The following is a 24,809-nucleotide window of genomic DNA, read 5'->3' as shown; positions in this document are numbered from 1 at the left end:
GTGTGGCTGATCATCCTCTCAGACCAGCTAAAGATCGTCGGCTTGGTAGGCCATTACCCCACCAACTACCTAATCTTGCTTGGGCTCATCTGATGGCGAGAGGTCCGAAGATCCCCCTCTTTGCTCCCCTCTTGTTACAGAAGGGAAATTATGCGGTATTAGCCACCGTTTCCAGTGGTTGTCCCCCTCCATCAGGCAGATTCCCAAGTTGTACTCACCCGTCCGCCGCTCGTCATCTTCTAGCAAGCTAGAAATGTTACCGCTCGACTTGCATGTGTTAGGCCTGCCGCCAGCGTTCAATCTGAGCCATGATCAAACTCTTCAATTTAAGATTTTGATGCAAAGTTGGATTCATTTAAGAATCCGGCTCAACTCAATCGAATTTTTGGTTACTTATATAAGCTACCTGCTTTCAAAAGTGCTGAACCATTTTTACTACCGAAGTAGTCGCTACCGAAGTAGCTTTGGTCGATGCAGTTCTGATGCAAGTGCCCACACAGATTGCTTGGCTTGATATATTGTTAAAGAACGTTTTGCTTCGTTTTCCGAAGCGAGGACGCGCATTCTACACGCCTCATTTTTGATGTCAACCGCTTTCGAAAAGTTTTTTGTTTTTCTAAGCTTTCTGTTGTCATCCGGTCAAAATCGCGAGAGTTAACATGCTCTTTTGCGGTTTTGCCGTTCGTCCGTAGACGAGGTGCGCATTTTAGGGTTTTTTCCGGCTAGGTCAACAGTATTTTTAAAAAAAACAACTGACTGATTAGATTTTATGCGCATCGCTGCATTAACCGCCAACGAGCGTTCTTTTCTTGCGCAAGTCGTGTTTTTGTCGACGAATATTTACTGTCCTGGGCAAAGTTTAACCAGCTGCTTTGTGCTATGCTTGTCGTCGTACTTATAAAAGTACGCATTTATTATTCTGTTTTTCTATTTTTATCTTTAAGGATTTCTTTATGTACCGAGCATCATCAGGCATGCAAGTGATTACCGCTGCCGTTATCGCCCTTATCTATGCTTTTATAGCCCAGCTGTTTTTAGATGATCCTAATTCTTTGACCGTGTCGCTCATTGCACTCGGTGTATTCTTGGGTGGGATTCTTACACCATATGTTGGTTTTGTTCTGCAGCACCGCAAAACCGAGGTCGCTGCCAAAGCTCCTCGCCCGCAGAAGTCGAAAACAACCGGTGGTGATACGCGCACTCTTTATGTTGGTAATTTACCATTTAAAACCAATGAAGAAGATGTAGAGACTTTATTTAGCCAATATGGCCAGGTTTCTGAAGTTAGATTAGTAAAAGACCGTCGAACTGGTCGCAAGAAAGGCTATGGTTTCGTTGAAATGGATGCCACAGGCGCTGACATAGCGCTGGCGAAATTGAATGACCACGAGTTTGAAGGGCGTACATTGAAAGTTCGTACTGCTCACGCTGACCAAGATACCGAATGACCTTAAAAAAGGGCCGGTTTTTACACCGGCCCAGTATCACTGCTTACACAGGGTTGGGATTAGTAGCTTACAGAGATCTCAGCAGAGCACGTTTGAGTACCCGCCTCACAAATCTTGTAAGTAAAGCTGCCACTGCCGTTAAGGCCAGTATTGTCGGTGTAGCTGCCGCTGTTCGCGACGGTAGCGACCGATGAACCATTACGGAAAATAGTCACGCTTGAAGAAGTTGCACCTGACCAGGTTAAGTCAACAGAAACTCGGCCACGCACTTTGTATGATGTCGCGCTGATTGACATATCGGTTGCACCGTCGTCACCGCCGCCAGTATCACCGTCGTCGCCGCCACCGTTATCACCGCCGTCATCACCACCGTTGCCACCACCGGCAGCACAGCCATTCGCCATTAAATAGTCATACGCGCCTTTGGCACGAACCAAACCGTGACCATAAAGGTTGTCGCGACCACTGGCTCCAAGATCTTCGGCAGTTGCATTAAGTGCGGCACGAATTTCATTGTTCGTACATTCAGGGAAATGTGACCATACAAGTGCTGCAACACCAGCAACATGAGGTGACGCCATGGAGGTACCATTGAAGCTTGCCCAGTCACTTGCACCAACATTGACTTGCGCAGTAGAACCTAAATGATTCTTCGCAGCCTGACCTGAAGCTTGTGAGATACCTACAGCTGGAATGTTAACTGAGACGCCGCCCAGTGTACCGTTCAAGTCGCCGGCTTCATTATTGTAAATAACTGCGCCACGCCCGCCGCCATTTTGGCAAGCTAAGACTTTGTCAGCGAAGCTCACTTGGCCACGCTCAATCAAACAAATGTTATTTTGCACGCCTTGGCAGGTTGACGTACCTAAACCACAATCAACTAGCGCACCGCTAACGTTACCATCCGGTGAACCGTCCATTGCAATCGCGCCATAGCTGCTGCCGCCAACATTAAACAGAGACATTTGTCCCATGCCACGTGGCACAGTCGACATGACGTCAACACCTGGTGCCGCAATTTCTACCTGGCTGTTACGCTGAGAAAACGAAGCATGTTGCTTATTGCGGTCAATTGCTGCGACTGACACAACTGCATCATAAGAAGCAGGATATGAAGAACGCGTCGAACCGTCATTTCCGGCAGCGGCAATGCTAAGGACACCATCGTTATTCAAACGCGTAAACGCGTTGCGTTCAGTGGTACTTGAGAAGCTACCGCCTAAACTCATGTTAATGACATTCGCGCCGTAACTTGCACACTGATCTGCAGCTGCAATCAAGCTAGAAGAATAAGCCCAGCCATTCGCTCCAAATACTTTAACAATATGGAGGTTCATTTGACCGTTAGGAACCACACCGACAACGCCAATACCATTTGCAAGGGCAGCAATTGTACCGGTCACGTGAGTACCATGGCCGTTTTCGTCGGTATACCAGTTACCCGTGCCGCTATCCCAAACACCGGTCACTGCATTGGTTTGCAGGTCCGGATGCCCGAGGTCATAACCTGAGTCAATCACACATACGGTGCGATTTGAGGCGACAGCGGCCGAAACTTGGTCCGCTTGCACCATGCTAATGCCATAAGGAGCATTTGGTTCAAATTCGCTGCTAAACAGTTCACGTTTTACGTCTTCTTCGACGTACAGAACATTAGGGTTGTTCTGTAAGCCACGCAGCGCTTGTGCGGGAATAGTAATCGCCATGGCGTTGTCACGGCTAAGGTCGACCACTTTTTGGCCGCCGTTACGTTCCACCAGTGCTTGCACATTTGCTTTGGCACCTGGCTGGAAGCCTACAATAACTCGTTCTACATCATTCGCAGCCGCCACCGGGCCGACAAGTACTGCAGCAATGGCAGCACTGAGGGTCGTCAGTTTAATAATTTTTGTCATGAATCATGTACCTATGTTGTTGCTAGTTAGAGTTATGAAGACTACCCGAGCACTTATTTTTATTATTGACGCCGGCTTTGCATAACAAGAAATCGATGTGCTTCGTTATAATTTTGTGAACTGTAATGCACGTTTCTATTTGTAACTGAACAATTGGTATAAAAAAAACAGGGGTTTCCCCTCTTTATGGCAAATTCATGCAGAAATTTACGATTCGCGCTAGAATGTCGCACTTTGCAGAAGTAACAAAAAAGGTTTTTCATGGCAGTGGCACACACCCAAGCAGAGTACCGAGTCCAATTTAACGAAAAGAAGCGTCGACTTGAGGCTTTGCTTACTCCATTCGCAGCACCGGCACTCGATTGTTTCGAGTCAGCAGCAGAGCATTACCGCATGCGCGCCGAGTTTCGTGTTTGGCACGAAGGCGATGATTTGTATTACGTGATGTTTAATTCCGATACCAAAGAAAAGTATCGGGTCGAGCAATTGCCAGCTGCGAACCGCCTGATTAATCAGTTAATGCCTGCAATCCTTGACTATGTGCGGGACAAACCAAACCTACGCCAGCGGTTGTTCCAGGTTGATTTCCTCACCACCACAACCAATGAGGCTGTCATTTCTCTGTTATATCACCGCCAACTCGATGACCAATGGCAATCTGAAATAGCAGTCATGCGCAACGAGTTTCAGAAATTCGGTCACATCGATTTTATTGGTCGAGCTCGCAAGCAAAAAATTGTGTGTGAACGCGAAGCTGTCACCGAAACGCTACATATCGATGGTCGTCCGTACTATTTTGAGCATATTGAAAACAGTTTTACGCAACCGAATGCGACGGTGAACCAGCGCATGATCAGCTGGGCAAAAGAGGTTGCCAAAAATAGTCAGCGTGACTTGCTCGAACTGTATTGTGGCAACGGTAATTTTAGTATTCCGTTAGCCGAGTCATTTCGGCGGGTGTTTGGCACCGAAATCAGCCGCACCTCGGTGCAGTCGGCGCAGCATAATATTGCCCTAAATCAGGTTGAAAACGTGCGAATTGAGCGCCTCGCAGCAGAGGACTGTAGCGCGATAATTCAGGGTGGTGAGCTGCCAGGGCGATTAAAAGATTTAGAGCTCAACACTTATGACTTCGGCACTGTATTAGTAGACCCACCGCGTGCTGGCCTCGACCAAGACACGGTAGCTATGGTCAGCCAATTCGACCATATTATTTATATTTCCTGCAACCCAGAAACATTGGCAGAAAACTTATCGACCTTGCAAAAAACACATCAGATCGAGCGAGCCGCATTTTTTGATCAATTTCCCTTCACGCCTCATATCGAGGCCGGCGTTTATTTGACTCGCAAGTAATGAGAGTAACAACGAAAAATACACACGAAAAAGGCGCCGATTCAGGCGCCTTTCTTATTGTAAACTGATAGTCATTACAGCTTACGTTGTTGGGTGCTCAGCTGCTGCGATTGAAGCATCTTCCACTTGCTCGCATGGCTTACGATTTTTAGCCCGGCATAAATGCAAATTCAGTGTATGCGCAATGATTAGTAAAGACGCACCGGCGAGGATGACGAGTGGCTCCCAGCCATGACCAAAAAAATGTTTATTAAAGTATGTAACACCACCGAGGATCAAAAGAACGAGTGGTACTAGGCTTTGGTGATGGCGAATACCAAGCACAATTGCGATGCCACCGATTATCAGCGAAATCGAAAGAATAATTCGCTCGAACAGTTCAAAACCTAAAAATGACAAACCCATAAGCGCGAGTGTTGGCAACACAACAGGTACCAACAAGCAGTGCAACGCACAAAGAACAGCGACAATAATACCAGCTTTGTCGAGTGGCTTATGATGCATATAAAGCTCCATTAGAAAACAAAAGAAACCTCGTCATTCAGGTTCGGGCTGTAATAGTATAACATTTCACCTCGCTCGCCAAGTCGAACTGGTGAATATTTGAGCAAATCAGTTCAAGCAGGACAATCTGCCGCAGTTTATTCACTCTCAGTAATGACTAACTGCGATCGATAGGAAAAGCGATGGTATCCTGAATTGAGTCAGTGCCAAGACGCAACATAACCAAACGATCAAATCCCACTGCAACACCCGCACAGTCAGGCATGCCTGCCATCAAAGCGGCTAATAACTTCTCATCAATTGGCTGAGGCTCCAGTCCATGCTGCAAGCGCAAGGCATTGTCTGCACAAAAACGCTCCGCTTGTTGCTGTGGATCAGTCAATTCCCAAAAGCCATTTGCCAGTTCCAATCCGCGATAAAATAGTTCGAAGCGCCGAGCGGCACGTGGGTCTTCCTGATCCAGTTTGGCTAGTGCTGCTTGTGACGCTGGAAAGTGAGTGACGAAACATGGGCGGTGCTGCCCAATTTCAGGCTCCACCAACATACTCATCGCCAACTGCAATAATGTATCGATTGAATCTTCACGGACAATAGCATCGGCAAAACCCTTTTCGGTTAGCAATGCGAATAATTTCTCATGCGCATCCTTTGCGAAAGGGTCGATACCCAAATGCTGTTGAAAAGCAGCTTGGTAGGTCAAAGACTCAGCAGGTTCGGTCGCCAATAGGGTCTGCAGCAATTCATCGAGCTCAGCCATGAGCTGAACATCAGTAAAACCCGGTTGATACCATTCCAACATGGTAAATTCTGGATTATGACGACGACTAATTTCATCATCTCGGAACACTTTGCAGATTTGGAAAATTGGCCCGCTATTGGCAGCAAGCAGCCGCTTCATGGCATATTCAGGAGACGTTTGCAGGTAAAACGTTGTTGGCACGGGCATGCCCGGACCTGACAAGCGCGTGGTCAAGTTGTGCAGATGTAAATCGGTTACGCCTGCGTGCGCCAAAATCGGCGTTTCCACCTCGAGCACATCCCGTTGATCGAAAAACGCGCGAACTGCTTTAAGCATATCCGCGCGTATTTTCAGCGCCTGCAGGCTTGCTGCAGGCTGCCAGCCGATTTCAGTCACCAGCTTACTTCACGCGTGAAACGTATTCACCGCTGCGGGTGTCGACTTTAATGACTTCGCCGATCTGAACGAACAACGGTACGCGTACCACTGCGCCGGTCGACAAAGTTGCTGGCTTTCCGCCGGTGCCAGCGGTGTCACCTTTCAAGCCTGGGTCAGTTTCAACAATTTCCAACTCAACAAAGTTTGGTGGCTGCACGTTAATTGGCTTGCCATTCCACAAGGTCAAGGTACAGACGTCTTGCTCAACTAACCATTTTACGTTTTCGCCAACCGCTGCTTCGTCAGCCGCAAGCTGCTCAAAACTTTCATTGTTCATGAAGTGCCAGAACTCACCGTCGCTATATAAGTAAGCAAGTTCCATGTCCATGACGTCGGCGCCTTCAACGCTGTCACCTGACTTAAACGTTTTCTCGACGACCTTACCTGACAACAACTTGCGAATACGCACGCGGTTAAAAGCCTGACCTTTACCCGGCTTGACCATCTCGTTTTCTAAAATTACGCACGGCTCACCGTCCTGCATAATTTTTAATCCAGCTTTAAATTCGTTTGTACTGTAATTGGCCATAAGCCCCTCATAACCTAAAAGCACGAAAAATCCGGCGTAATAATAAACCAAAGCCAAATAGATTTCAGGTAAAATGATAGCAAATCCGTAACGAAAAGCAGAAGGTTGTTTGCGCAGTGACATTAGACGTACGTGAACGATGGCAACAAGAGCTCGCCCAATCCTATACAAATCCGCTGCAGTTGGCTGAGTTTCTCGGTCTTAGCCCAGCTTGGGCAGAGCAACATAATGCCGCTCGCAAGCTATTCCCAATGCGGGTGCCGCAGCCTTTCGTGCGTCTGATGGAAAAAGGTAATGAGCAAGACCCGTTGCTTTTGCAAGTCATGCCGTTAATCAGCGAATTCGAACAATTGCCGGGCTTTACCAATGACCCGCTCGCTGAAGCAGAGCATTCACCCGTCCCCGGCTTGCTGCACAAATACCAGTCGCGAGTGTTGATTATTTTGCGCGGCGGCTGCGCAGTGAACTGTCGTTATTGCTTCCGACGTCACTTTCCTTACGAAGACCATCAATTGAAGCGAGATGACTGGGACAGCATAGAGCGCTATTTGTCTAACCATCCGCAAATTAACGAGGTCATTTTAAGTGGTGGCGATCCGCTCATGGCTAAAGAGCAGCACCTGCTTGAGGCTATACAGCGGATTGAGAGATTTGCCAATATCAAACGTCTGCGGATTCATACCCGCCTGCCCGTTGTCATTCCATCGCGCTTAACTCAGTCATTGTTGAACGTGTTAACGTCGAGTCGCTTACAAAGCATTTTAGTGCTGCATGCGAATCATGCCCGTGAGGTATCTCCCGAATTAAAGCGCCAGCTAGAGAAGTTCCGTCAGCAGGGCGTTTGGATATTGAATCAGAGCGTGTTACTAAAAGACATCAATGACTCAGTCGAAGCACTTACTGCTTTGAGTGAAGCGCTATTTCAAGCAGGCATTCAGCCGTATTACTTGCACCAATTGGATGCGGTCGCCGGCGCTGCACATTTCGCTGTGGCAGATACAGAGGCTGTGCGATTAAGCGCGGAATTGCGGAAACAACTCCCTGGCTTTTTAGTCCCCACTTTGGTTCGTGAAATCCCTGGCGAGCCAAATAAAACACCGCTATAAAAAAAGCCTGACCACTAGGGTCAGGCTCAAGGGGCTACTGTAAAACTACATTAGTCTTGCTTAAATTCATTCTTAAACCACTCAGTGACCATAGGTTTCTCGTACTCTAAGAGGTTACCGCCGCGACTGCTTGACGGGGTCGACAAGCGACTTTGTCCTGGCAATTCACGCCCGCGCATGCGCGATTCACCTTCCTGAATGACTTCACCATCACTATCGACAAGTTTATACGATAGCTGCATCATCGGGAAATCATGACCGCGAACGATCCGAAGCTCGCGCGGAACGCCGTTAATGTCGTGGTACTCAATCGCGCCTGCTAAGTCCACATTGGTGACTGTAATATGTAGCGTCTGATCGCTCGGCAACTCACTAGCGAGCTCCGCGAATATTTCTTCAAAGCGAGCAAAGACATTCTCTTGAAAACGTTTTTGGCTGCCATCAGCCGCTTGCACGTCGACATATTTACTTGGTTCTTCCCAAGTTACCTTTACGTCCGCAGCGTTTGCAGCGGATAAGCCAGTTATGGGCAGCATGAGACCTGCTGCCATGGCAAAAGCGATTACCTTCGACATAGGCCCTCCTTATATCAATGTTAAGTGCCTGTCTTAGTTATAGGGGATCGTTGACTAAACAACAAGGTCGAATTTGTCAATAAGTGTAAGCTTTGAGTAAAAAATAACCGCGCCGAAGCGCGGTTATTCTTAAATCTAAGTAATTGAAATTAATCAATTACATCATACCGCCCATGCCCATGTCGCCGCCAGGCATTGCTGGTGCGTCATCTTTTGGCAATTCTGCAACCATTGCTTCGGTTGTGATCATCAGGCCAGCAATTGAAGCTGCGAATTGCAGAGCTGAACGAGTCACTTTGGTTGGATCCAAAATACCCATTTCTAGCATGTCACCGTAGGTGTCGTTACCAGCGTTGTAACCGTAGTTACCTTCACCGTTTTTGACGTTGTTAGCAACAACTGAGCCTTCAGCGCCAGCGTTCATCGCGATTTGACGCAATGGCGATTCCATTGCACGCAACGCGAGTTTAATACCGACGTTCTGCTCTTCGTTGTCACCACGTAGGTCTTGCAACTTGCTCGCAGCGCGAACCAACGCAACACCACCACCAGGTACCACACCTTCTTCAACCGCAGCGCGAGTTGCGTGCAACGCATCTTCAACGCGGTCTTTCTTCTCTTTCATTTCAACTTCAGTTGCCGCGCCAACTTTAATCACCGCAACACCGCCAGCTAGTTTAGCCAAACGCTCTTGCAGCTTTTCACGGTCATAGTCTGAAGACGTTTCTTCGATTTGCTGACGAATTTGCGTAACACGGCCTTCAATCGCTTTCTGATCACCAGCACCGTCAACAATTGTTGTGTTGTCTTTGTTGATGACCACACGCTTGGCGCTACCAAGGTGCTCAAGGGTCGCTTTTTCCAGCTCCATACCGATTTCTTCAGAAATCACGGTACCACCGGTCAACACAGCGATGTCTTGCAACATGGCTTTACGACGGTCACCGAAACCAGGTGCTTTGACTGCAGCAACTTTAACAATGCCACGCATGTTGTTCACAACCAAAGTCGCCAACGCTTCGCCTTCAACATCTTCAGCAACTAATAACAGTGGCTTGCCAGCTTTCGCTGTGCCTTCTAAAACTGGTAATAGTTCACGAATGTTGCTGACTTTCTTATCAACTAACAAAATTAGCGGGTTGTCGAGTTCAACAGCACCAGACTCTTGGTTATTGATGAAGTAAGGAGACAAGTAACCACGGTCGAACTGCATACCTTCAACCACTTCTAGCTCGTCTTCAAGGCCTTGGCCTTCTTCAACAGTGATAACACCTTCTTTACCGACTTTGTCCATTGCTTTTGCAATGATTTCACCGATAGTGCTGTCTGAGTTTGCAGAAATTGTTCCAACTTGAGCAATCGCTTTGCTGTCTGAACACGGCTGAGAAATATTTTTCAGTTCAGCAACTGCAGCAATCACTGCTTTGTCGATACCGCGCTTCAGATCCATTGGGTTCATACCAGCTGCAACTGCTTTCAAGCCTTCAGTAACAATTGACTGAGCCAGCACAGTTGCCGTGGTTGTACCGTCACCTGCTTCGTCATTTGCTTTTGAAGCAACTTCTTTAACCATTTGCGCGCCCATGTTCTCGAACTTGTCTTCGAGTTCGATTTCTTTGGCGACGCTCACGCCGTCTTTAGTGATAACCGGTGAACCAAATGACTTATCAAGAACGACGTTACGGCCTTTTGGACCTAAAGTAACTTTCACTGCGTCAGCGAGGACGTTTACGCCTTTAAGCATTTTTTGACGCGCGGTATTACCAAACTTTACTTCTTTAGCTGCCATGATTCTTTTCCTTTTCTACAATGGATGATGTGCTAATTCGGGTGAAACTTAACCGTTACTCGACGATCGCCAGAATGTCTGACTCGCTCATGATTAAGTATTCTTCGCCGTCAATTTTCTCGGCTTTCACGCCGTAGCCATCATTGAATAAAACGACATCGCCAATTTTCACGTCCAATGGCTTCACATCGCCATTGTCGAGAATGCGACCGTTACCGACGGCTACAACTTCTCCGCGCGTTGACTTTTCAGCCGCAGAGCCAGTTAAAACGATACCGCCCGGTGATTTGCTTTCGGCTTCAGCACGCTTAACAATCACACGATCATGTAAAGGACGAAGTTTCATTCGAGATACTCCCATATCTATGTTTACGATTAACGAAAGGCCAAATGGCCGGTGTTAAAGATGTTTGTGCACTAACAATGGGGGCTATGGATTGTTTTCCAAGTCCCCACCGAAAAAATTTTTAGTTTTTTTGATCGTCGCGATCGCTGCGCTGCTGTTTGTCGCGCTGCAAACGTTCTCGATCAGGGTCGCTATACTCGCCCTCAAAAACGTCGCCATCGTCCTGTTGCTGTTTGGTCTGGAACGGGTTCTGACGACTTTGAAAGCCATACATACTGCTGTGCATACCACCGTGCATGACTTGTACTTGCATACGTTTGAGCATGTGCGCCGCTAGGCTTTTGCGAATTGGCGGCAAAACAATTAATAAGGCAAACACGTCAGTAATAAAGCCTGGGGTCACAAACATTAAGCCTGCAACGAATAAAAGAATGCCACTTGCTAACTCGACACCGGGTAATTCACCCATGGCCATCTTTTGTTGGGCTCGCTGCCACGATTGTAAGCCTTGGCTGCGTACCAAGGATGCACCAATCACAGCGGTGATAATTAACAGCAAGACGGTATTAATACCGCCAATGGCCTGCCCTACTTGAATCAAAACTAAGATTTCAAGAATGGGCATACCAATAAATAAAAGCAATAAAACTGGGAACATAATATATCCTGTCTTGGTTACCTTGCTGAAATGGGGCGTGTTACTCTCAATTTCAAGTCTCAATTTCAAGAGTCAATTTCAAGAGCCTTGCAACAAAACGATAAGAACGATGCTACGGGTTAAACGATTTAGTAGTATGCAGCGTAATAGTTTTTACAAACACAAGAGGGCGTCATGAATACCCAAGTCTTAGTTGTTTACTGTACCGTTCCCGACGAAAACACGGGAAAAAGTATTGCCGCCTCAATAGTGGCAGAGAAACTTGCCGCATGTGTGAACATTTTGCCAGCCGTTTTGTCTGTTTACACTTGGCAAGAAAAAATCGAACAGGAACAAGAAGCACTGCTCATGATCAAGACCACGACATCGTGTTATGCTGCGCTCGAAGCAAAATTATTAACACTGCATCCGTATGACACACCTGAGATCATAGCAGTCCCGGTCGAAAAAGGCGCTATTAGCTATTTGAATTGGGTGAGCGACTGCACGCTTTCCTCGCCACGCGAATTAGCAACAGATAAATAGCAGCAAATAATTAGATAAGAAGTATGATTATGTCGTCTATTGGAAAATATTATCGTTACCTCTCGCAAGCTTTCGCGCCCGTGCGGCAATCACTGCATTGGTTGCTCTTAGCGAGCATGCTGCTAGTTGCGAGTAGCGCAGCGCAAGCACAACCTTCATTTCTCGGCAACAATGCGGGCGAATTCCTGCCAGTTCAACAAGCCTTTCCTTTTTCTTATGAGCAAGACGGCGATACCCTGCATTTATATTTCGAAATCGCTGACGGCTATTACTTATATGAACATCGTTTTGGTTTGACTCCTGAACATTTTGTCAGCGAGTTTACAGTTCCAAATGGCACGCCCTATCATGATGAATTCTTCGGTGATGTGAATATCTTTCGTCACTACGTCGCTTTAGAGGTGCAACTAGCCGAAGTACAAACCGGCGATGTACTAACCGTCCGCTACCAAGGCTGCGCCGACGCTGGTTTGTGTTACGCACCAACAACCGTCGATGTTTATTTGCAAGCCAGTTCAGGCGAGCTAGCTGCTGGCGGTTATCAGTTACAAGACTTTTCCAATGCCGGTGAGCCGACTGGACTTGCCGCCGTCTTGGCTTCTGACAATCTGTGGTGGATTGCTGGGATCTTTTTTGTATTGGGCATCGGCTTGGCATTCACGCCATGTGTATTCCCAATGTACCCAATTCTTTCTGGCATTATTATTGGCCAGCAACAAGGGAATCGCGGCAAGTTAACAGCAAGCCGAGGCTTCGCCCTGTCATTTGTATACGTGCAAGGGATGGCTATTACCTACACGTTACTCGGAATTGTCGTCGCTTTGGCAGGCATGCAATATCAAGCGTACTTGCAGCACCCACTGTTACTGGGTTCGTTAGCAGCGCTCTTCGTTATCTTTGCTCTCGCCATGTTCGGTGTTTTCAATTTTGACCTCCCAACTAGTTGGAAGAACCGCCTCAATCAAATTTCACAAAACCAAAAAGGTGGTGCCTACCCTGGCGTTTTCGCTATGGGCGCGCTATCTGGGTTAATTGCATCGCCTTGTACGACGGCACCGCTGTCGGCAGCACTGCTTTTTATTGCGCAATCTGGCGATATCGCACTCGGTGGTATTGCTCTCTACCTGTTAAGTTTAGGTATGGGCGTGCCATTATTGTTAATTGGTATTTCCGGCGGCAAGCTATTGCCGAAGAGCGGTCAGTGGATGAATACAGTAAAAATGCTGTTTGGCGTCCTCATGATTGCGGTTGCACTATTCTTAGTTGAGCGTTTACTGCCGGTCACTGTCGCCGGGTGGTTATGGATTAGCTTCTTTGTGATCAGTGCCGTCTTAATCTATCGGGAACTGCATCAACAACTGCAGCTAACTGGTCGAGTGATTGCCGCTGCAGTGCTGATAACCTATGCAGCTGCCGGCGTGTTGTGGCAGAAGCCTTATGTAGACGGCAGCTTTCATGCGAACAAACTCGAATTTACTTATGTAACTAGCTTGAGTGAATTAGACACGAAAGTGCAAGAAGCAACGACTCGCGGTGACTGGGTTATGCTCGACCTCTACGCTGATTGGTGTACTGCGTGCCTAGAGCTTGAGCGCTACACCTTTGCCAACGCAGACGTTCAAACAACATTAGAGAACTTTACCGTTTTGCAAGCCGATGTCACGGCGGTAAATGCTGTCAATACGGAGCTTTTAAGCGCGTATCAAGTGCTTGGGCTACCGACAATTCTGTTTTTCGATCGCAATGGCAATGAACTCAGTGAATATCGTGTTACAGGTTTTATGAATGCTGAGCGTTTCCAAGCCCACTTAGAATCGATCATGGAACGTTAGAAGTTTGCGGCGAATTTCGCTGATAAGACCAGTATTTTGCTGCGAAATGAAATTTTAGTCGTATAATGACCCGAACTTTTTAAAAAGTATCGGGTCTTTTTATTATTGGCGCGATAATTCATACTTCGAAGCAAATAGCGACACAATGGCAGCGTAATGACGAAAAAGCACCAGATCTTAGTCATCAATGGTCCGAATCTTAATCTGCTCGGAACGCGAGAGCCGGAAATCTATGGTGCGCTCACGCTTGCCGATATCGAAGAAAACCTCCAATTCCAAGCCGAGCAGCTTGGTTGCACAGTTAGCACCGTGCAGAGTAACGCTGAACATGAGCTCATTGAGTATGTCCAGCAAGCACGTGGTCAAGTCGACTTTATCATTTTGAATCCAGCAGCCTACACACACACTAGCGTTGCCTTACGCGACGCACTTGCAGCGGTTGCGATTCCATTTATCGAAGTGCATTTGTCGAACGTTCATGCTCGCGAAGCTTTTCGTCGCCACTCCTATTTTTCAGACCTTGCTCAAGCCGTCATTTGTGGCTGCGGTGCGCAAGGTTACGAGTTTGCTTTACATGCAGCTCAAAGCTATCTGAACAAACAACGATAAAAATTGAATTTAACGCTCACAGCAAAAGGTTATAGAAACAATGGATATTCGCAAAATTAAGAAATTGATCGAGCTTCTCGAAGAGTCGGGAATTTCCGAACTGGAAATTACCGAAGGTGAAGAGTCGGTGCGTATTAGCCGTCATTCATCAGCTCCGGTTTATCCACAAATGGCTCATATGCAAATGCCGATGGCTGCTCCTGCTGCCGCGCCTGCAGCAGCCCCTGCAGCTGCTGCAGCAACTGATAGCGCGCCAGCAAAAGCTGAAGAGTTAAGCGGTCATGTGGTTCGCTCGCCAATGGTTGGTACCTTCTATGAGTCACCAGCCCCTGGTTCGAAAGCGTTTGTTACCGTTGGCCAGCGCGTCAATGTTGGCGATACCTTATGTATCGTTGAAGCTATGAAAATGATGAACCATATCGAAGCAGACGTTGCTGGTGTGGTGAAGCAAATTCTCGTTGAGAACGAAGCTCCAGTTGAGTTTGATCAACCGCTGTTCATCATCGAATAAAGAAAGGCAATCGCTATGCTTGATAAAGTAGTCATCGCCAACCGCGGTGAAATAGCCCTGCGAATCCTGCGTGCTTGTAAAGAGCTCGGGATCAAAACAGTGGCTGTGCACTCGACGGTTGACAAAAACTTGAAGCACGTGTTGCTGGCTGACGAGTCCATTTGTATTGGTCCAGCGTCAGCAACTGAGAGTTACTTAAACATTCCACGGATTATTAGTGCCGCCGAAGTCACCGACGCCGCTGCAATTCACCCGGGTTATGGTTTTTTAGCGGAAAACGCTGATTTTGCCGAGCAAGTCGAAAACTCTGGTTTTATCTTTGTTGGCCCAACACCAGACGTGATTCGTATGATGGGCGATAAAGTATCGGCAATCGAAGCCATGAAAAAAGCCGGTGTACCTTGTGTACCGGGTTCAGGCGGACCGCTCGATGACGACGAAGAGAAGAACAAGAAGATTGCCCGTCGCATCGGCTACCCGGTGATTATCAAAGCTGCTGGCGGCGGCGGTGGTCGCGGCATGCGTGTGGTGCGTGAAGAAAAAGACTTATTAAAGTCAATTTCAGCAACTCAAAGCGAAGCGCGTGCAGCGTTCGGTAATCCAGTTGTGTACATGGAAAAGTTCCTCGAGAACCCACGTCACATCGAAATTCAGGTCTTAGCTGATGGCCAAGGCAACGCCATTCACCTTGGTGAGCGTGACTGTTCAATGCAGCGTCGTCACCAGAAGGTCGTCGAAGAAGCGCCAGCGCCAGGTATTACCGTAGAAATGCGGAAAAGCATTGGTGAGCGCTGTGCTCGTGCCTGTGTCGAGATTGGCTATCGGGGTGCCGGTACCTTTGAATTCCTCTACGAAAATGGTGAGTTCTATTTCATCGAAATGAACACCCGTATTCAGGTGGAGCATCCGGTGACCGAACTCGTGACTGGCATCGACTTAGTCAAAGAGCAACTGCGCATTGCTGCTGGCCGTCCGCTTTCTATCAGTCAGGAAGACATCGTTATTCGTGGGCACGCCATTGAGTGCCGGATTAACGCAGAAGATCCGAAAACCTTTATGCCATCACCGGGGTTAATCTCGCGCTTCCATCCACCGGGTGGTATGGGTGTTCGTTGGGACTCACACATTTATACCGAGTACCGTGTGCCACCAAACTATGACTCGATGATCGGTAAGCTCATTACTTACGGTGAAAACCGTGATGTTGCTATCGCACGCATGCGTCATGCCCTGAACGAGCTTATCGTTGAAGGGATTAAGACGAACGTTCCGTTGCAGAAAGACATTATGGCCGACGAGAACTTCCAACATGGTGGAACGAACATCCACTACTTGGAGAAAAAGCTAGGCATGAGCTAATCCGCTTGTGGTAAACTTAGCATCATATTAATAAGAAGCTCAGGTCACCCTGGGCTTCTTTGTTTTTGTCTCGGTTTTAATCAGTGGCTTTCATGCGCAGCCACGTTAATTGAATTGGAAGAACCCATGGCTTGGTTGCAACTTACATTAACCACAAAACAAGACTATGGTCGTCAACTTGGCGACATTCTGATGGCCAATGGTGCACAAGCGGTCACTTACCGTGACGCCAAAGACGCACCGATTTTCGAGCCAGCGCCGGGCGAAGTGCCATTGTGGGAACAAACGTTGGTCACTGGCTTATTTCCTGCTGAAACCAACATGACGCCAGTGATTACCAATTTAAAGAAAGTGAGCTTTCTCCAAAAGCCATTGCAGTACAAAACCGACCAACTTGAAGACAAAGATTGGGAACGCGAATGGATGGACAACTTTAAGCCAATCGATTTCGGTAACGGCTTATGGGTTGTACCTTCTTGGCATCAACCACCCGTTGCCGATGCTGCCAATATTTTATTGGACCCAGGCATGGCATTCGGTACCGGAACTCACCCAACAACCGCCATGTGTTTACGTTGGTTAGCCGAGCAAGATCTGCAAGGAAAAACCGTGGTTGATTTTGGCTGTGGGTCTGGTGTGTTGGGCATCGCTGCATTGAAGCTTGGTGCTGCAAAGTGTATCGGTACCGACATTGATCAACAGGCGCTGTTGTCCACGCGCGAAAATGCCGAACTGAATGGCGTTGCCGACCGTTTTGACGTGTACTTGCCAGAGCAAACACCTGCCGTGCAAGCGGATATCGTCATTGCGAATATTCTTGCCGGCCCACTGCAAGAGCTTGCACCTGTCATGCTGCAATACCTTAAACCTGAAGGCTTCATTGGCATGTCAGGGATTCTGCGCCGCCAAGCCGAGGATGTGCAAGAGGCCTATCGCCCAGTCGTCGAGTTTGCACCAGTACGTTACGAAGACGAGTGGACATTCTTGCATGGACAGCGAGTCCGAGCTGAGGCCTAGTGTCAAGCCCTAAGCGGGGAGCGAACAGGTGTAGATACAACACCTGTTTAACAAATCACCAGCGTTAGGCGATGAGCGGCGATAAAGTCAAGAGCAAAAAATGCAATTTTATTCAATTTTGGTCACTTTATCGCCTTTTCTTTCGCCGCTAAATTCCCTAAAATTCTTTCCCCTTTCGCTGAACAGAAATTAACCGATGCGGATAGGTCCTTATCAATTAGAAAACAATGTAATTCTTGCGCCAATGGCCGGTGTAACCGACCTGCCATTTCGTCGCTTATGCGTTGAGTTAGGTGCCGGTCTAGCAGTTTCCGAGATGCTCTCGAGTAACCCGCTAGTTTGGCAAACTGACAAATCAAAAGCACGTATGGTTCATGGCGACGAACCAGGAATTCGTTCGGTACAAATTGCAGGGTCGGATCCAGAATTGATGGCCTTGGCGGCTCAGCACAATGTGGCTGAAGGCGCTCAAATCATCGATATCAACATGGGTTGTCCAGCAAAGAAGGTGAATAAAAAACTGGCGGGTTCGGCGCTGATGCAAGAGCCTGAACTCGTTAAGCGGATTCTGCACAGTGTGGTCGCTGCGGTCGATGTACCGGTCACATTGAAAATTCGCACCGGCTGGGCACCCGAACACCGAAATGGTGTTGAAATAGCCCGAATTGCAGAAGACGCGGGCATTCAAGCATTAGCGGTACATGGCCGAACTCGTGCTTGTATGTATAACGGTCACGCGGAGTACGACACCATCAAGGCAATCAAGCAGGCGATTCAAATCCCTGTTGTTGCCAACGGTGATGTCACGACCCCGCAACAAGCCGAGCAAGTGTTAGCCTATACCGGCGCCGACGCCATCATGATTGGTCGTGGCGCACAGGGAAATCCATGGATTTTTCGTGAGATAGTCCATTACTTGAAAACCGGTGAAGAATTAGCACCGCCAACGGGAAATGAGATTATTCAGGTGATGCGCGAACATTTGCACGAATTGCATAAGTTTTATGGTGCCCGTGGTCCTCGGATTGCACGCAAGCACATCGGTTGGTATTTGCAGGGTAACCTGCAGGACGTCGACGGCAGTGCGGAGTTTAAGCGTTATTTTAATACGCTTGAAACACCAAACGAGCAGTTGGCAGCCTTAGAAAACTATTTTGTTAACTTAGACGAGAGATAAGAGCGCTATTATGTTTGACCAAAACGGAAATCGTGACGCAGTATCCACGCCTTTGACTACCATTGGCCAAAACTCTAACCCGAAGCCATTGCGCAATTCGGTAAAGCAGGCGCTGAACAACTTCCTGAAGCAACTTGACGGTCAGGATCCAGACGACTTATACGAACTAGTGCTGTCTGAAGTTGAAGCCCCATTGTTAGAAGAAGTGATGACCTTCACTCGCGGTAACCAAACCCGCGCTGCAACAATGCTCGGTATCAACCGTGGTACTTTACGCAAGAAATTGAAAAAGTACGGCATGAACTAAGTTTCCCCTAAAAGCGTTACTTCGGTAGCGCTTTTTTTTGCCTATCTCTCGCTCCTTTTCGTAACTATTTTGCGATTTTGCTGTCATTCAGATACATTGAATCTCCATTCAAGTCGTTCAGCCGTGAAGTTGGAAACCGCATGAAAGTAAAAACACGATTGTCTCTGTCTGCCCTCGTTGGTGCACTCTTATTAACCGGTTGTTCTGACAACCCTGATGCCGCAATGCCAGCGTCCCCCGCAGCCGTGCATGACGCCGAGCTGATTGAGCGCATTCGCAGTAGTAACCCTCAGTTAGCCAATGCACCTATTAGTGTGATTAAAGAGTTGAGTGATTATGGCTTACCGGGCGCCTATGAAATCATTCTTGGCGGCCAAACCATGGTGGTTGATGCCAGCGGCCAGTACGCCATTGTCGGTGACGTGTTTGCGTTAAATAGTTTAACGAACTTGTCGGCTGAACGACGCAATCAAAACATGGAAAGAGTCGCATTAGAAAAGCTGCCACAAATGGCTGCCAGCAATCTGGTTACCTTCCCAGCTAATGCAAACGTGGACGCGCTCGGCACCGTTTGGGTGTTTACCGACCCTACCTGCCCATACTGCCAGCGCTTTCATGATGAAGCAGAAACATACGCTGCGGCAGGTGTCGAGGTTGTCTATGTACCTTACCCTCGTTCGGGATTAATGAGCGGTGGTCGCGACTATGAACAGCTAACAAAAGTGATGTGTGCCGATGACAAGGCAGCCGCCATGCATGCCTTTAAAACCAGAACGAATGTTGCAGCATTCGAGGACGTGGAAGTGACATCAGCCTGTCGTGAACAAGTTGCTAACGGATTTAATCTTGGACAAGAAATAGGCATTAGTGGTACCCCGTTTATTGTTATGTCAACCGGTGGTGTATTGCCAGGCTACAACCCCGCAGATCGGATAATTGCAAGAATGCGTAACGCACAATAATTGTCTTGCGCAAATTGATGAAAAAGAAAACGGCTCAGAAGTTCGCCTTCCTGAGCCGTTTTACGTATAATATGCACCCGCACAAGTCCTGTTAATGCAACAGGCCACCCTCTTCCATACAAGCTAACTACGAGAACTGACCATGAGCCAGATCCGCCCTATTCGTCGTGCGTTGTTAAGTGTTTCTGATAAAACCGGTATTGTTGAATTTGCCACCGCGTTGCATCAGCGTTCTGTTGAAATTCTTTCTACTGGTGGCACCGCCAAGCTACTAGAAGAAGCCGGCATTCCAGTGATTGAAGTCGCCAGTCATACTGGCCAGCCGGAAATCATGGGCGGACGCGTGAAAACCTTACACCCCAAAATTCATGGCGGTATCCTTGGACGTCGTGACGTCGACCAAGCAGTTATGGAAGAGCAAAATATCGCCCCCATCGATTTGGTTGCGGTAAACCTTTACCCATTTGCGGAAACAGTGAAGAAGCCAGGATGCAGCCTCGAAGATGCGATCGAAAATATCGACATTGGCGGCCCAACCATGGTGCGCGCTGCGGCCAAGAATCACCGTGACGTCACCATTATTGTCAACGCCCATGACTATGATCGCGTCGTTGGTGAGCTTGCTGAGCTCGATGGCGTAACCGATGCAACCCGTTTCGACCTCGCCATTGCTGCCTTTGAGCATACCGCTGCCTATGACGGCATGATCGCCAATTACTTCGGCCAACGCTTGAATCCAGAGCAACCGGAGCGATTCCCGCGCACGCTTAACTTCCAGCTACACAAGAAGCAAGACCTGCGCTATGGTGAAAACAGCCATCAACAAGCCGCTTTTTATGTTGACCCAAGCCACAGCGAAGCATCGGTTTCAAGTTCACAGCAGCTGCAAGGCAAAGAGCTGTCATTTAACAATATTGCCGACACTGACGCTGCGCTTGAGTGTGTGAAAACCTTCGAGGCGCCGGCTTGTGTGATTGTGAAGCATGCCAATCCATGCGGTGTAGCCGTCGGTGCAACCATTCAAGAAGCCTATGAGCGTGCCTTTAAAACCGATCCAACCTCTGCGTTCGGTGGCATCATTGCCTTTAACCGCCCACTCGATGAAGCGACGGCCCATGCGATTATTAACCAACAGTTCGTTGAAGTAATCATTGCCCCAGGTTGCAGCAAAAAAGCACAGTCGATTGTCGCCGCGAAGAAGAACGTACGCCTTTTAGTCACTGATGCATTTGGTGAACGGCGTGCGCAGTTTGACTTCAAACGCGTGCAAGGTGGCTTACTGGTACAAGACATTGATCACGGTATTGTCACCGAGTCTGAATTGAAAATTGTGACCGACATCAAACCCGACGCAAAACAACTTGAAGACTTGATGTTCGCATGGAAAGTAGCGCAGTATGTGAAGTCGAACGCCATTGTTTACGCTAAAGACGGGATGACCGTCGGTGTCGGTGCTGGGCAAATGAGTCGTGTTTATAGCGCCAAAGTCGCTATTTTGAAAGCCCAAGACGAAGGCCTCACGATTGCTGGCTCAGTGATGGCGTCAGACGCCTTCTTCCCGTTCCGTGATGGCATCGATGCCGCCGCCGAAGCGGGCGTGAAAGCCATTATTCAGCCAGGCGGTTCAATGCGTGACGACGAAGTTATTGCGGCAGCTAATGAACATGGTATTGCCATGGTATTCACTGGCATGCGCCATTTCCGTCACTAATTGCCCTGACACGAATTTAGGAGCATCAGAATGAAAGTATTAATTATTGGTGGCGGTGGTCGTGAGCACGCATTAGCTTGGAAAGCTGCTCAATCTTTACGGGTTGAGCATGTTTATGTAGCCCCGGGCAATGCCGGAACCGCGGTCGAGTCTGGCATGACCAATGTCGCTATTAGCGCCGAAGACATCGACGGTTTATTGGCGTTCGCACAGAAAGAGCACATTGACTTAACCATCGTCGGTCCAGAAGCACCGCTAGTGAAAGGTGTGGTCAATTTATTCCAAAGCCATGGTTTAGCGATTTTTGGGCCGACCCAACAAGCGGCTCAACTTGAAGGCTCGAAAGCGTTCTGTAAAGACTTTCTCGCACGTCACAACATTCCAACAGCCGCCTACGAAAACTTCACCGAAATCGCCCCTGCGAAAGCCTATGTGCGCGCTCAGCAATTGCCGATCGTCATTAAAGCCGATGGCCTTGCAGCCGGTAAAGGCGTAATTATTGCGGAAACACTCGAACAAGCCGACGCTGCCATTGACGACATGTTGGCTGGTAACAAGTTCGGCGACGCCGGCAGTCGTGTCGTGATCGAAGAGTTCTTAGTCGGTGAAGAAGCGAGTTTTATTGCCATGGTCGACGGTGACACCATTCTACCGTTTGCCTCGAGCCAAGATCATAAAGCTCGCGATAATGGCGACAAGGGGCCAAACACGGGCGGTATGGGTGCCTATTCACCCGCTCCGGTAGTGACGCCAGAAGTCGATGCCTGGGTGATGGAGCATGTCATGAAGCCAACCGTTGAAGGGATGAAAGCCGAAGGCAATACCTATGTCGGCTTTCTGTATGCGGGATTAATGATCGCCCCTGACGGCACTGCCAAAGTACTCGAGTACAACTGCCGGTTTGGTGACCCAGAAACACAGCCAATTATGTTGCGCTTACAATCTGACTTAGTCGAACTGTGCTTAGACGCGTTGGCTGGTCGTTTAGGTGCAACACCCATCGAGTTTGACCCGCGCGCTGCTGTCGGCGTGGTAATGGCGGCCGGTGGTTACCCGGATAGTTACAACAAAGGCGATGTAATTACGGGTATTCCGGCGGCAACCGCAACCAGTAAAACATTCCATGCTGGTACAGCCATCGCAAATGACCAAATCGTCACCGCAGGTGGTCGTGTGTTGTGCTGCACTGCACTTGGCGACACCGTCACAGAGGCGCAGAAGAATGCCTATGAGCTAGTTGCCGCCATACAGTGGCAAGACGCCTACTTCCGCACTGATATCGCCCATCGCGCGATTCGCCGCGAACAGGAATAAGCTGCAGAAACAACAATGGCTCCCAAGGGAGCCATTGTTTTAATCTTCGACGACTAAGTCATCATCGGCAGTACTGGAGTCAAAGTCGCTGTCGTCATCAACAACCTTCGAACGCCCATACATACTGCCAACTTTTGGCCGATTAATGCGTGCTTGATATTTCGCCCACGCTTTTTCAACCGCAGTTTCTGCTGTTTTTTCGCCCTTAGCCACCGCCAACAGTGATTTGTCTTCAGCCGTTTCTGGCTTGAACTCACCATTGAGCATGGCCGTAATCAAGCAGCCATAGTGAAGAAGTGCATCACTCTCGCGAATTGAGAAATCGCCAGAGCGCGAAAATCCATACGGATAATTACGGAAGTCATTAAACGGCTTCCGAAGTAGGGTATCACGGGTTACAGTCGCCATATCATTTCCACCATTCAGACAACTTTCCTATTAGGCAGCTAACTGCCGTGCTCAGGTGACGATATAGAGGTGAAAAAAAACTTTGTCAATCTTTTTCGGTATTTTTCGTTAAAAATTAACAACTGACGTTAGCTGTAGGCCTTTTTTGTGATTCTTGATTCGAGCGAGCTTGTCAAAAAATGTCAGCAAGCCTAGAGCTTGATTGGCGAGTATGGAATCATGCAGAGAACTGGACGTTTTATTACAAGGACAACTTCTCTTATGACCTCTCGATACAAGCTTCACTTATTTATCGTTGTATTATTCGGATTTTCTCTAGTCCCGAACGTAAGCGCCCAACAAGATGACATGTTAATTACCTTAGGCTTCGCCAGCGCACCGAGCTTCAGTGAGCAATCCAGCCAACGCGGCGCTTATTTACCCCTGTGGGTCGCCCAACCTAACGCATTTACGCAAGAAACCGGCTATTACTTGAATGTGGGAATTCCAGAAGCTGAATTATTTAGCTCATCTGACGTCAATCGGCATTCGGTAACTGTGGTGAGTGCTGGGCTAACTTATCAAGTGGCTGAGCATGTTTACGTGTTTGGTGGCCCGGGCTATTCATACCAGCGCCAAACATTTTTTAATTACGAAACACAGTCGCGCCATCGACTGAACGGAAATTTAGGGATCGCTTTCATCGGTGAGAAATTTGGTGTCCACCTTAACTACGACTCAGGACCAAACGCATTCGGTCTTGGTTTTGTCACCCGAACACGGTGGCTGGGGAACTAGAAACAATAAAGCCACCCGAAGGTGGCTTTATTATCGAATTTGGAGCGGGACTCTAAGCGCATGGATGCGCGTGAGCGCGACCGCAGGGAGCCCGTAGGGCGAGAGCCATGGATGGCGCTCGCAATCGAGACGTAGTCTCGTTTCCATCACCTTCATAACAATAAAGCCACCCGAAGGTGGCTTTATTATCGAATTTGGAGCGGGAAACGAGACTCGAACTCGCGACCCCAACCTTGGCAAGGTTGTGCTCTACCAACTGAGCTATTCCCGCATTTTTGTGTTGCTGTCTGTTGACTGCGGAGCGCATTTTACTGAATTTAGGGGGTAATGCAACCCCCTTTTTTCAAGATTTTGTTTGTTCGCTGAAAAAATGTTCACGATAGTACTGTAATTCAGCTATCGACTCTTGAATATCAGCCAATGCTTCATGTTTACCGTGCTTGGTAAACCCAGGCAAAATCTCAGGTTTCCAGCGTTTCGCTAACTCTTTCACAGTGCTAACGTCCAAATTACGGTAATGGAAGAAGGCTTCAAGATTTGGCATGTAACGAGCAAGGAAACGGCGATCTTGGCAAATACTATTACCACACATTGGCGAGGTATTCGGCTCAACATACTGTTGTAAAAACTCAATCGTAGCCGCTTCCGCGTCTGCTTCGCGGTGCTGACTTGCTTGCACTCGCTTCACTAGGCCTGATTCAGTATGTGTCCGTGTATTCCATTCGTCCATCGCCCCGAGGCGTTGGTCACTTTGGTGAACCGCAATCACCGGACCTTCAGCAATCACATTCAGTTGGTCGTCGGTCACAATCGTCGCAATTTCAATGATCACGTCTTGCTCTGGGCTTAATCCTGTCATTTCGAGGTCAATCCAAATCAAGCGGCCCGCTTTTTCGCTCATTCATTGTTCTCCTTTC

At 48.2% G+C, this 24,809-nt stretch carries 25 protein-coding genes, 1 tRNA gene and 1 rRNA gene; 15 read left to right on the top strand and 12 right to left on the bottom strand.

Going from position 1 to position 24,809, the window contains the following annotated elements:
- Positions 1–328, bottom strand: a 16S ribosomal RNA gene (locus tag CWE06_RS06840); the annotation flags it as partial.
- 625 nt (positions 329–953) lie between these two features.
- Here CWE06_RS06840 and CWE06_RS06835 point away from each other — a divergent pair.
- Entirely contained in the window at positions 954–1,448 is a 495-nt protein-coding gene (locus CWE06_RS06835) for an RNA recognition motif domain-containing protein (RefSeq protein ID WP_126792477.1), read from the top strand.
- A 59-nt stretch (positions 1,449–1,507) separates the two neighbouring features.
- Here the strand turns inward: CWE06_RS06835 and CWE06_RS06830 are convergent, their stop codons facing one another.
- Complete coding sequence (locus tag CWE06_RS06830) at positions 1,508–3,343, bottom strand: S8 family serine peptidase (protein ID WP_126792475.1); 1,836 nt, start codon at positions 3,341–3,343, stop codon at positions 1,508–1,510.
- Between the two features lie 261 nt (positions 3,344–3,604).
- Here CWE06_RS06830 and trmA point away from each other — a divergent pair, with 261 nt between their 5' ends.
- On the top strand, positions 3,605–4,699 hold the full coding sequence (trmA, locus tag CWE06_RS06825; protein ID WP_126792473.1) for a tRNA (uridine(54)-C5)-methyltransferase TrmA: 1,095 nt from the start codon (positions 3,605–3,607) through the stop codon (positions 4,697–4,699).
- Between the two features lie 81 nt (positions 4,700–4,780).
- On the opposite strand, the gene CWE06_RS06820 is transcribed toward trmA, so the two are convergent.
- From CWE06_RS06820 to efp, 3 genes are all read right to left on the bottom strand, one after another.
- The gene (locus CWE06_RS06820; RefSeq protein WP_126792471.1) at positions 4,781–5,203 is read right to left on the bottom strand and encodes a MerC domain-containing protein; all 423 of its coding nucleotides are present in this window, start codon (positions 5,201–5,203) and stop codon (positions 4,781–4,783) included.
- 157 nt (positions 5,204–5,360) lie between these two features.
- The gene (gene epmA / locus CWE06_RS06815) at positions 5,361–6,338 is read right to left on the bottom strand and encodes an elongation factor P--(R)-beta-lysine ligase (RefSeq protein WP_126792469.1); all 978 of its coding nucleotides are present in this window, start codon (positions 6,336–6,338) and stop codon (positions 5,361–5,363) included.
- Between the two features lie 4 nt (positions 6,339–6,342).
- Complete coding sequence (gene efp, locus CWE06_RS06810; RefSeq protein ID WP_126792467.1) at positions 6,343–6,909, bottom strand: elongation factor P; 567 nt, start codon at positions 6,907–6,909, stop codon at positions 6,343–6,345.
- A gap of 116 nt (positions 6,910–7,025) precedes the next feature.
- On the opposite strand from efp, the gene epmB reads away from it, so the two are divergent.
- Positions 7,026–8,015, top strand: a complete 990-nt coding sequence (epmB, locus tag CWE06_RS06805) for an EF-P beta-lysylation protein EpmB (protein ID WP_126792465.1) — start codon at positions 7,026–7,028, stop codon at positions 8,013–8,015.
- Between the two features lie 50 nt (positions 8,016–8,065).
- On the opposite strand, the gene CWE06_RS06800 is transcribed toward epmB, so the two are convergent.
- The 4 genes from CWE06_RS06800 to CWE06_RS06785 form a co-directional block, all read right to left on the bottom strand.
- The gene (locus CWE06_RS06800) at positions 8,066–8,590 is read right to left on the bottom strand and encodes a DUF3016 domain-containing protein (RefSeq protein ID WP_126792463.1); all 525 of its coding nucleotides are present in this window, start codon (positions 8,588–8,590) and stop codon (positions 8,066–8,068) included.
- A 157-nt stretch (positions 8,591–8,747) separates the two neighbouring features.
- Positions 8,748–10,379: a chaperonin GroEL gene (gene groL / locus CWE06_RS06795; RefSeq protein ID WP_126792461.1), complete on the bottom strand. Its 1,632-nt coding sequence runs from the start codon at positions 10,377–10,379 to the stop codon at positions 8,748–8,750.
- Between the two features lie 55 nt (positions 10,380–10,434).
- Positions 10,435–10,725, bottom strand: coding sequence for a co-chaperone GroES (locus CWE06_RS06790; protein WP_126792459.1), 291 nt, complete (start codon positions 10,723–10,725; stop codon positions 10,435–10,437).
- A gap of 121 nt (positions 10,726–10,846) precedes the next feature.
- Positions 10,847–11,383 carry an FxsA family protein gene (locus CWE06_RS06785; protein WP_126792458.1) on the bottom strand — a complete coding sequence of 179 codons (537 nt, stop codon included), beginning with the start codon at positions 11,381–11,383 and terminating at the stop codon, positions 10,847–10,849.
- Between the two features lie 174 nt (positions 11,384–11,557).
- Here CWE06_RS06785 and cutA point away from each other — a divergent pair, with 174 nt between their 5' ends.
- The 11 genes from cutA (at position 11,558) to purD (ending at position 22,707) form a co-directional block, all read left to right on the top strand.
- Positions 11,558–11,908 carry a divalent-cation tolerance protein CutA gene (gene cutA, locus CWE06_RS06780; RefSeq protein ID WP_126792456.1) on the top strand — a complete coding sequence of 117 codons (351 nt, stop codon included), beginning with the start codon at positions 11,558–11,560 and terminating at the stop codon, positions 11,906–11,908.
- A 116-nt stretch (positions 11,909–12,024) separates the two neighbouring features.
- A complete protein-coding gene (locus CWE06_RS06775) occupies positions 12,025–13,740 on the top strand; it encodes a protein-disulfide reductase DsbD (protein ID WP_126792500.1) in 1,716 nt (571 codons plus the stop codon).
- A gap of 156 nt (positions 13,741–13,896) precedes the next feature.
- Positions 13,897–14,349, top strand: a complete 453-nt coding sequence (aroQ, locus tag CWE06_RS06770; RefSeq protein WP_126792454.1) for a type II 3-dehydroquinate dehydratase — start codon at positions 13,897–13,899, stop codon at positions 14,347–14,349.
- A gap of 40 nt (positions 14,350–14,389) precedes the next feature.
- Positions 14,390–14,860, top strand: a complete 471-nt coding sequence (gene accB, locus CWE06_RS06765; protein WP_126792453.1) for an acetyl-CoA carboxylase biotin carboxyl carrier protein — start codon at positions 14,390–14,392, stop codon at positions 14,858–14,860.
- A 15-nt stretch (positions 14,861–14,875) separates the two neighbouring features.
- Positions 14,876–16,219, top strand: coding sequence for an acetyl-CoA carboxylase biotin carboxylase subunit (gene accC, locus CWE06_RS06760; RefSeq protein WP_126792451.1), 1,344 nt, complete (start codon positions 14,876–14,878; stop codon positions 16,217–16,219).
- A gap of 126 nt (positions 16,220–16,345) precedes the next feature.
- On the top strand, positions 16,346–17,236 hold the full coding sequence (gene prmA / locus CWE06_RS06755; protein ID WP_126792449.1) for a 50S ribosomal protein L11 methyltransferase: 891 nt from the start codon (positions 16,346–16,348) through the stop codon (positions 17,234–17,236).
- Between the two features lie 196 nt (positions 17,237–17,432).
- Positions 17,433–18,413 carry a tRNA dihydrouridine synthase DusB gene (dusB, locus tag CWE06_RS06750; RefSeq protein ID WP_126792447.1) on the top strand — a complete coding sequence of 327 codons (981 nt, stop codon included), beginning with the start codon at positions 17,433–17,435 and terminating at the stop codon, positions 18,411–18,413.
- A gap of 10 nt (positions 18,414–18,423) precedes the next feature.
- Positions 18,424–18,720, top strand: a complete 297-nt coding sequence (gene fis, locus CWE06_RS06745) for a DNA-binding transcriptional regulator Fis (protein WP_126792445.1) — start codon at positions 18,424–18,426, stop codon at positions 18,718–18,720.
- A 140-nt stretch (positions 18,721–18,860) separates the two neighbouring features.
- Complete coding sequence (locus CWE06_RS06740; protein WP_126792443.1) at positions 18,861–19,682, top strand: DsbC family protein; 822 nt, start codon at positions 18,861–18,863, stop codon at positions 19,680–19,682.
- Between the two features lie 142 nt (positions 19,683–19,824).
- Complete coding sequence (gene purH, locus CWE06_RS06735) at positions 19,825–21,393, top strand: bifunctional phosphoribosylaminoimidazolecarboxamide formyltransferase/IMP cyclohydrolase (protein ID WP_126792441.1); 1,569 nt, start codon at positions 19,825–19,827, stop codon at positions 21,391–21,393.
- A 30-nt stretch (positions 21,394–21,423) separates the two neighbouring features.
- Positions 21,424–22,707 carry a phosphoribosylamine--glycine ligase gene (purD, locus tag CWE06_RS06730; protein WP_126792439.1) on the top strand — a complete coding sequence of 428 codons (1,284 nt, stop codon included), beginning with the start codon at positions 21,424–21,426 and terminating at the stop codon, positions 22,705–22,707.
- 39 nt (positions 22,708–22,746) lie between these two features.
- Here purD and CWE06_RS06725 read toward each other — a convergent pair whose 3' ends face one another.
- Positions 22,747–23,115 (bottom strand): MaoP family protein, encoded by a 369-nt coding sequence (locus CWE06_RS06725; protein WP_126792438.1) that lies wholly within the window; start codon positions 23,113–23,115, stop codon positions 22,747–22,749.
- Positions 23,116–23,376: 261 nt separating this feature from the next.
- Between CWE06_RS06725 and CWE06_RS06720 the strand changes: the two genes are divergently transcribed.
- Complete coding sequence (locus CWE06_RS06720; protein ID WP_126792436.1) at positions 23,377–23,892, top strand: hypothetical protein; 516 nt, start codon at positions 23,377–23,379, stop codon at positions 23,890–23,892.
- Positions 23,893–24,087: 195 nt separating this feature from the next.
- Here the strand turns inward: CWE06_RS06720 and CWE06_RS06715 are convergent.
- Together CWE06_RS06715 and orn are read right to left on the bottom strand one after the other, a co-directional pair.
- Positions 24,088–24,163 (bottom strand) — tRNA-Gly (locus CWE06_RS06715).
- Between the two features lie 72 nt (positions 24,164–24,235).
- Positions 24,236–24,793, bottom strand: a complete 558-nt coding sequence (gene orn / locus CWE06_RS06710; protein ID WP_126792434.1) for an oligoribonuclease — start codon at positions 24,791–24,793, stop codon at positions 24,236–24,238.
- Between the last annotated feature and the right edge of the window lie 16 nt (positions 24,794–24,809).

This window comes from Aliidiomarina haloalkalitolerans, from assembly GCF_003987315.1.
GTDB classification, from domain to species: Bacteria; Pseudomonadota; Gammaproteobacteria; order Enterobacterales; family Alteromonadaceae; genus Aliidiomarina; species Aliidiomarina haloalkalitolerans.
Note: the sequence above shows the minus strand (reverse complement) of the source record. Positions and strands in the feature narration are given on the sequence as shown.

What these genes read in the sequence shown, in the direction of transcription:
- orn (WP_126792434.1), bottom strand. Translation starts at nt 24,793, where the DNA reads ATGAGCGAAAAAGCGGGCCGCTTGATTTGGATTGACCTCGAAATGACA.
- CWE06_RS06775 (WP_126792500.1), top strand. Translation starts at nt 12,025, where the DNA reads ATGCTGCTAGTTGCGAGTAGCGCAGCGCAAGCACAACCTTCATTTCTC.
- prmA (WP_126792449.1), top strand. Translation starts at nt 16,346, where the DNA reads ATGGCTTGGTTGCAACTTACATTAACCACAAAACAAGACTATGGTCGT.
- CWE06_RS06830 (WP_126792475.1), bottom strand. Translation starts at nt 3,343, where the DNA reads ATGACAAAAATTATTAAACTGACGACCCTCAGTGCTGCCATTGCTGCA.
- CWE06_RS06835 (WP_126792477.1), top strand. Translation starts at nt 954, where the DNA reads ATGTACCGAGCATCATCAGGCATGCAAGTGATTACCGCTGCCGTTATC.
- fis (WP_126792445.1), top strand. Translation starts at nt 18,424, where the DNA reads ATGTTTGACCAAAACGGAAATCGTGACGCAGTATCCACGCCTTTGACT.
- trmA (WP_126792473.1), top strand. Translation starts at nt 3,605, where the DNA reads ATGGCAGTGGCACACACCCAAGCAGAGTACCGAGTCCAATTTAACGAA.
- CWE06_RS06820 (WP_126792471.1), bottom strand. Translation starts at nt 5,203, where the DNA reads ATGCATCATAAGCCACTCGACAAAGCTGGTATTATTGTCGCTGTTCTT.
- cutA (WP_126792456.1), top strand. Translation starts at nt 11,558, where the DNA reads ATGAATACCCAAGTCTTAGTTGTTTACTGTACCGTTCCCGACGAAAAC.
- CWE06_RS06800 (WP_126792463.1), bottom strand. Translation starts at nt 8,590, where the DNA reads ATGTCGAAGGTAATCGCTTTTGCCATGGCAGCAGGTCTCATGCTGCCC.
- groL (WP_126792461.1), bottom strand. Translation starts at nt 10,379, where the DNA reads ATGGCAGCTAAAGAAGTAAAGTTTGGTAATACCGCGCGTCAAAAAATG.
- CWE06_RS06740 (WP_126792443.1), top strand. Translation starts at nt 18,861, where the DNA reads ATGAAAGTAAAAACACGATTGTCTCTGTCTGCCCTCGTTGGTGCACTC.
- CWE06_RS06720 (WP_126792436.1), top strand. Translation starts at nt 23,377, where the DNA reads ATGACCTCTCGATACAAGCTTCACTTATTTATCGTTGTATTATTCGGA.
- CWE06_RS06785 (WP_126792458.1), bottom strand. Translation starts at nt 11,383, where the DNA reads ATGTTCCCAGTTTTATTGCTTTTATTTATTGGTATGCCCATTCTTGAA.
- accC (WP_126792451.1), top strand. Translation starts at nt 14,876, where the DNA reads ATGCTTGATAAAGTAGTCATCGCCAACCGCGGTGAAATAGCCCTGCGA.
- purH (WP_126792441.1), top strand. Translation starts at nt 19,825, where the DNA reads ATGAGCCAGATCCGCCCTATTCGTCGTGCGTTGTTAAGTGTTTCTGAT.
- aroQ (WP_126792454.1), top strand. Translation starts at nt 13,897, where the DNA reads ATGACGAAAAAGCACCAGATCTTAGTCATCAATGGTCCGAATCTTAAT.
- dusB (WP_126792447.1), top strand. Translation starts at nt 17,433, where the DNA reads ATGCGGATAGGTCCTTATCAATTAGAAAACAATGTAATTCTTGCGCCA.
- accB (WP_126792453.1), top strand. Translation starts at nt 14,390, where the DNA reads ATGGATATTCGCAAAATTAAGAAATTGATCGAGCTTCTCGAAGAGTCG.
- CWE06_RS06790 (WP_126792459.1), bottom strand. Translation starts at nt 10,725, where the DNA reads ATGAAACTTCGTCCTTTACATGATCGTGTGATTGTTAAGCGTGCTGAA.
- efp (WP_126792467.1), bottom strand. Translation starts at nt 6,909, where the DNA reads ATGGCCAATTACAGTACAAACGAATTTAAAGCTGGATTAAAAATTATG.
- CWE06_RS06725 (WP_126792438.1), bottom strand. Translation starts at nt 23,115, where the DNA reads ATGGCGACTGTAACCCGTGATACCCTACTTCGGAAGCCGTTTAATGAC.
- purD (WP_126792439.1), top strand. Translation starts at nt 21,424, where the DNA reads ATGAAAGTATTAATTATTGGTGGCGGTGGTCGTGAGCACGCATTAGCT.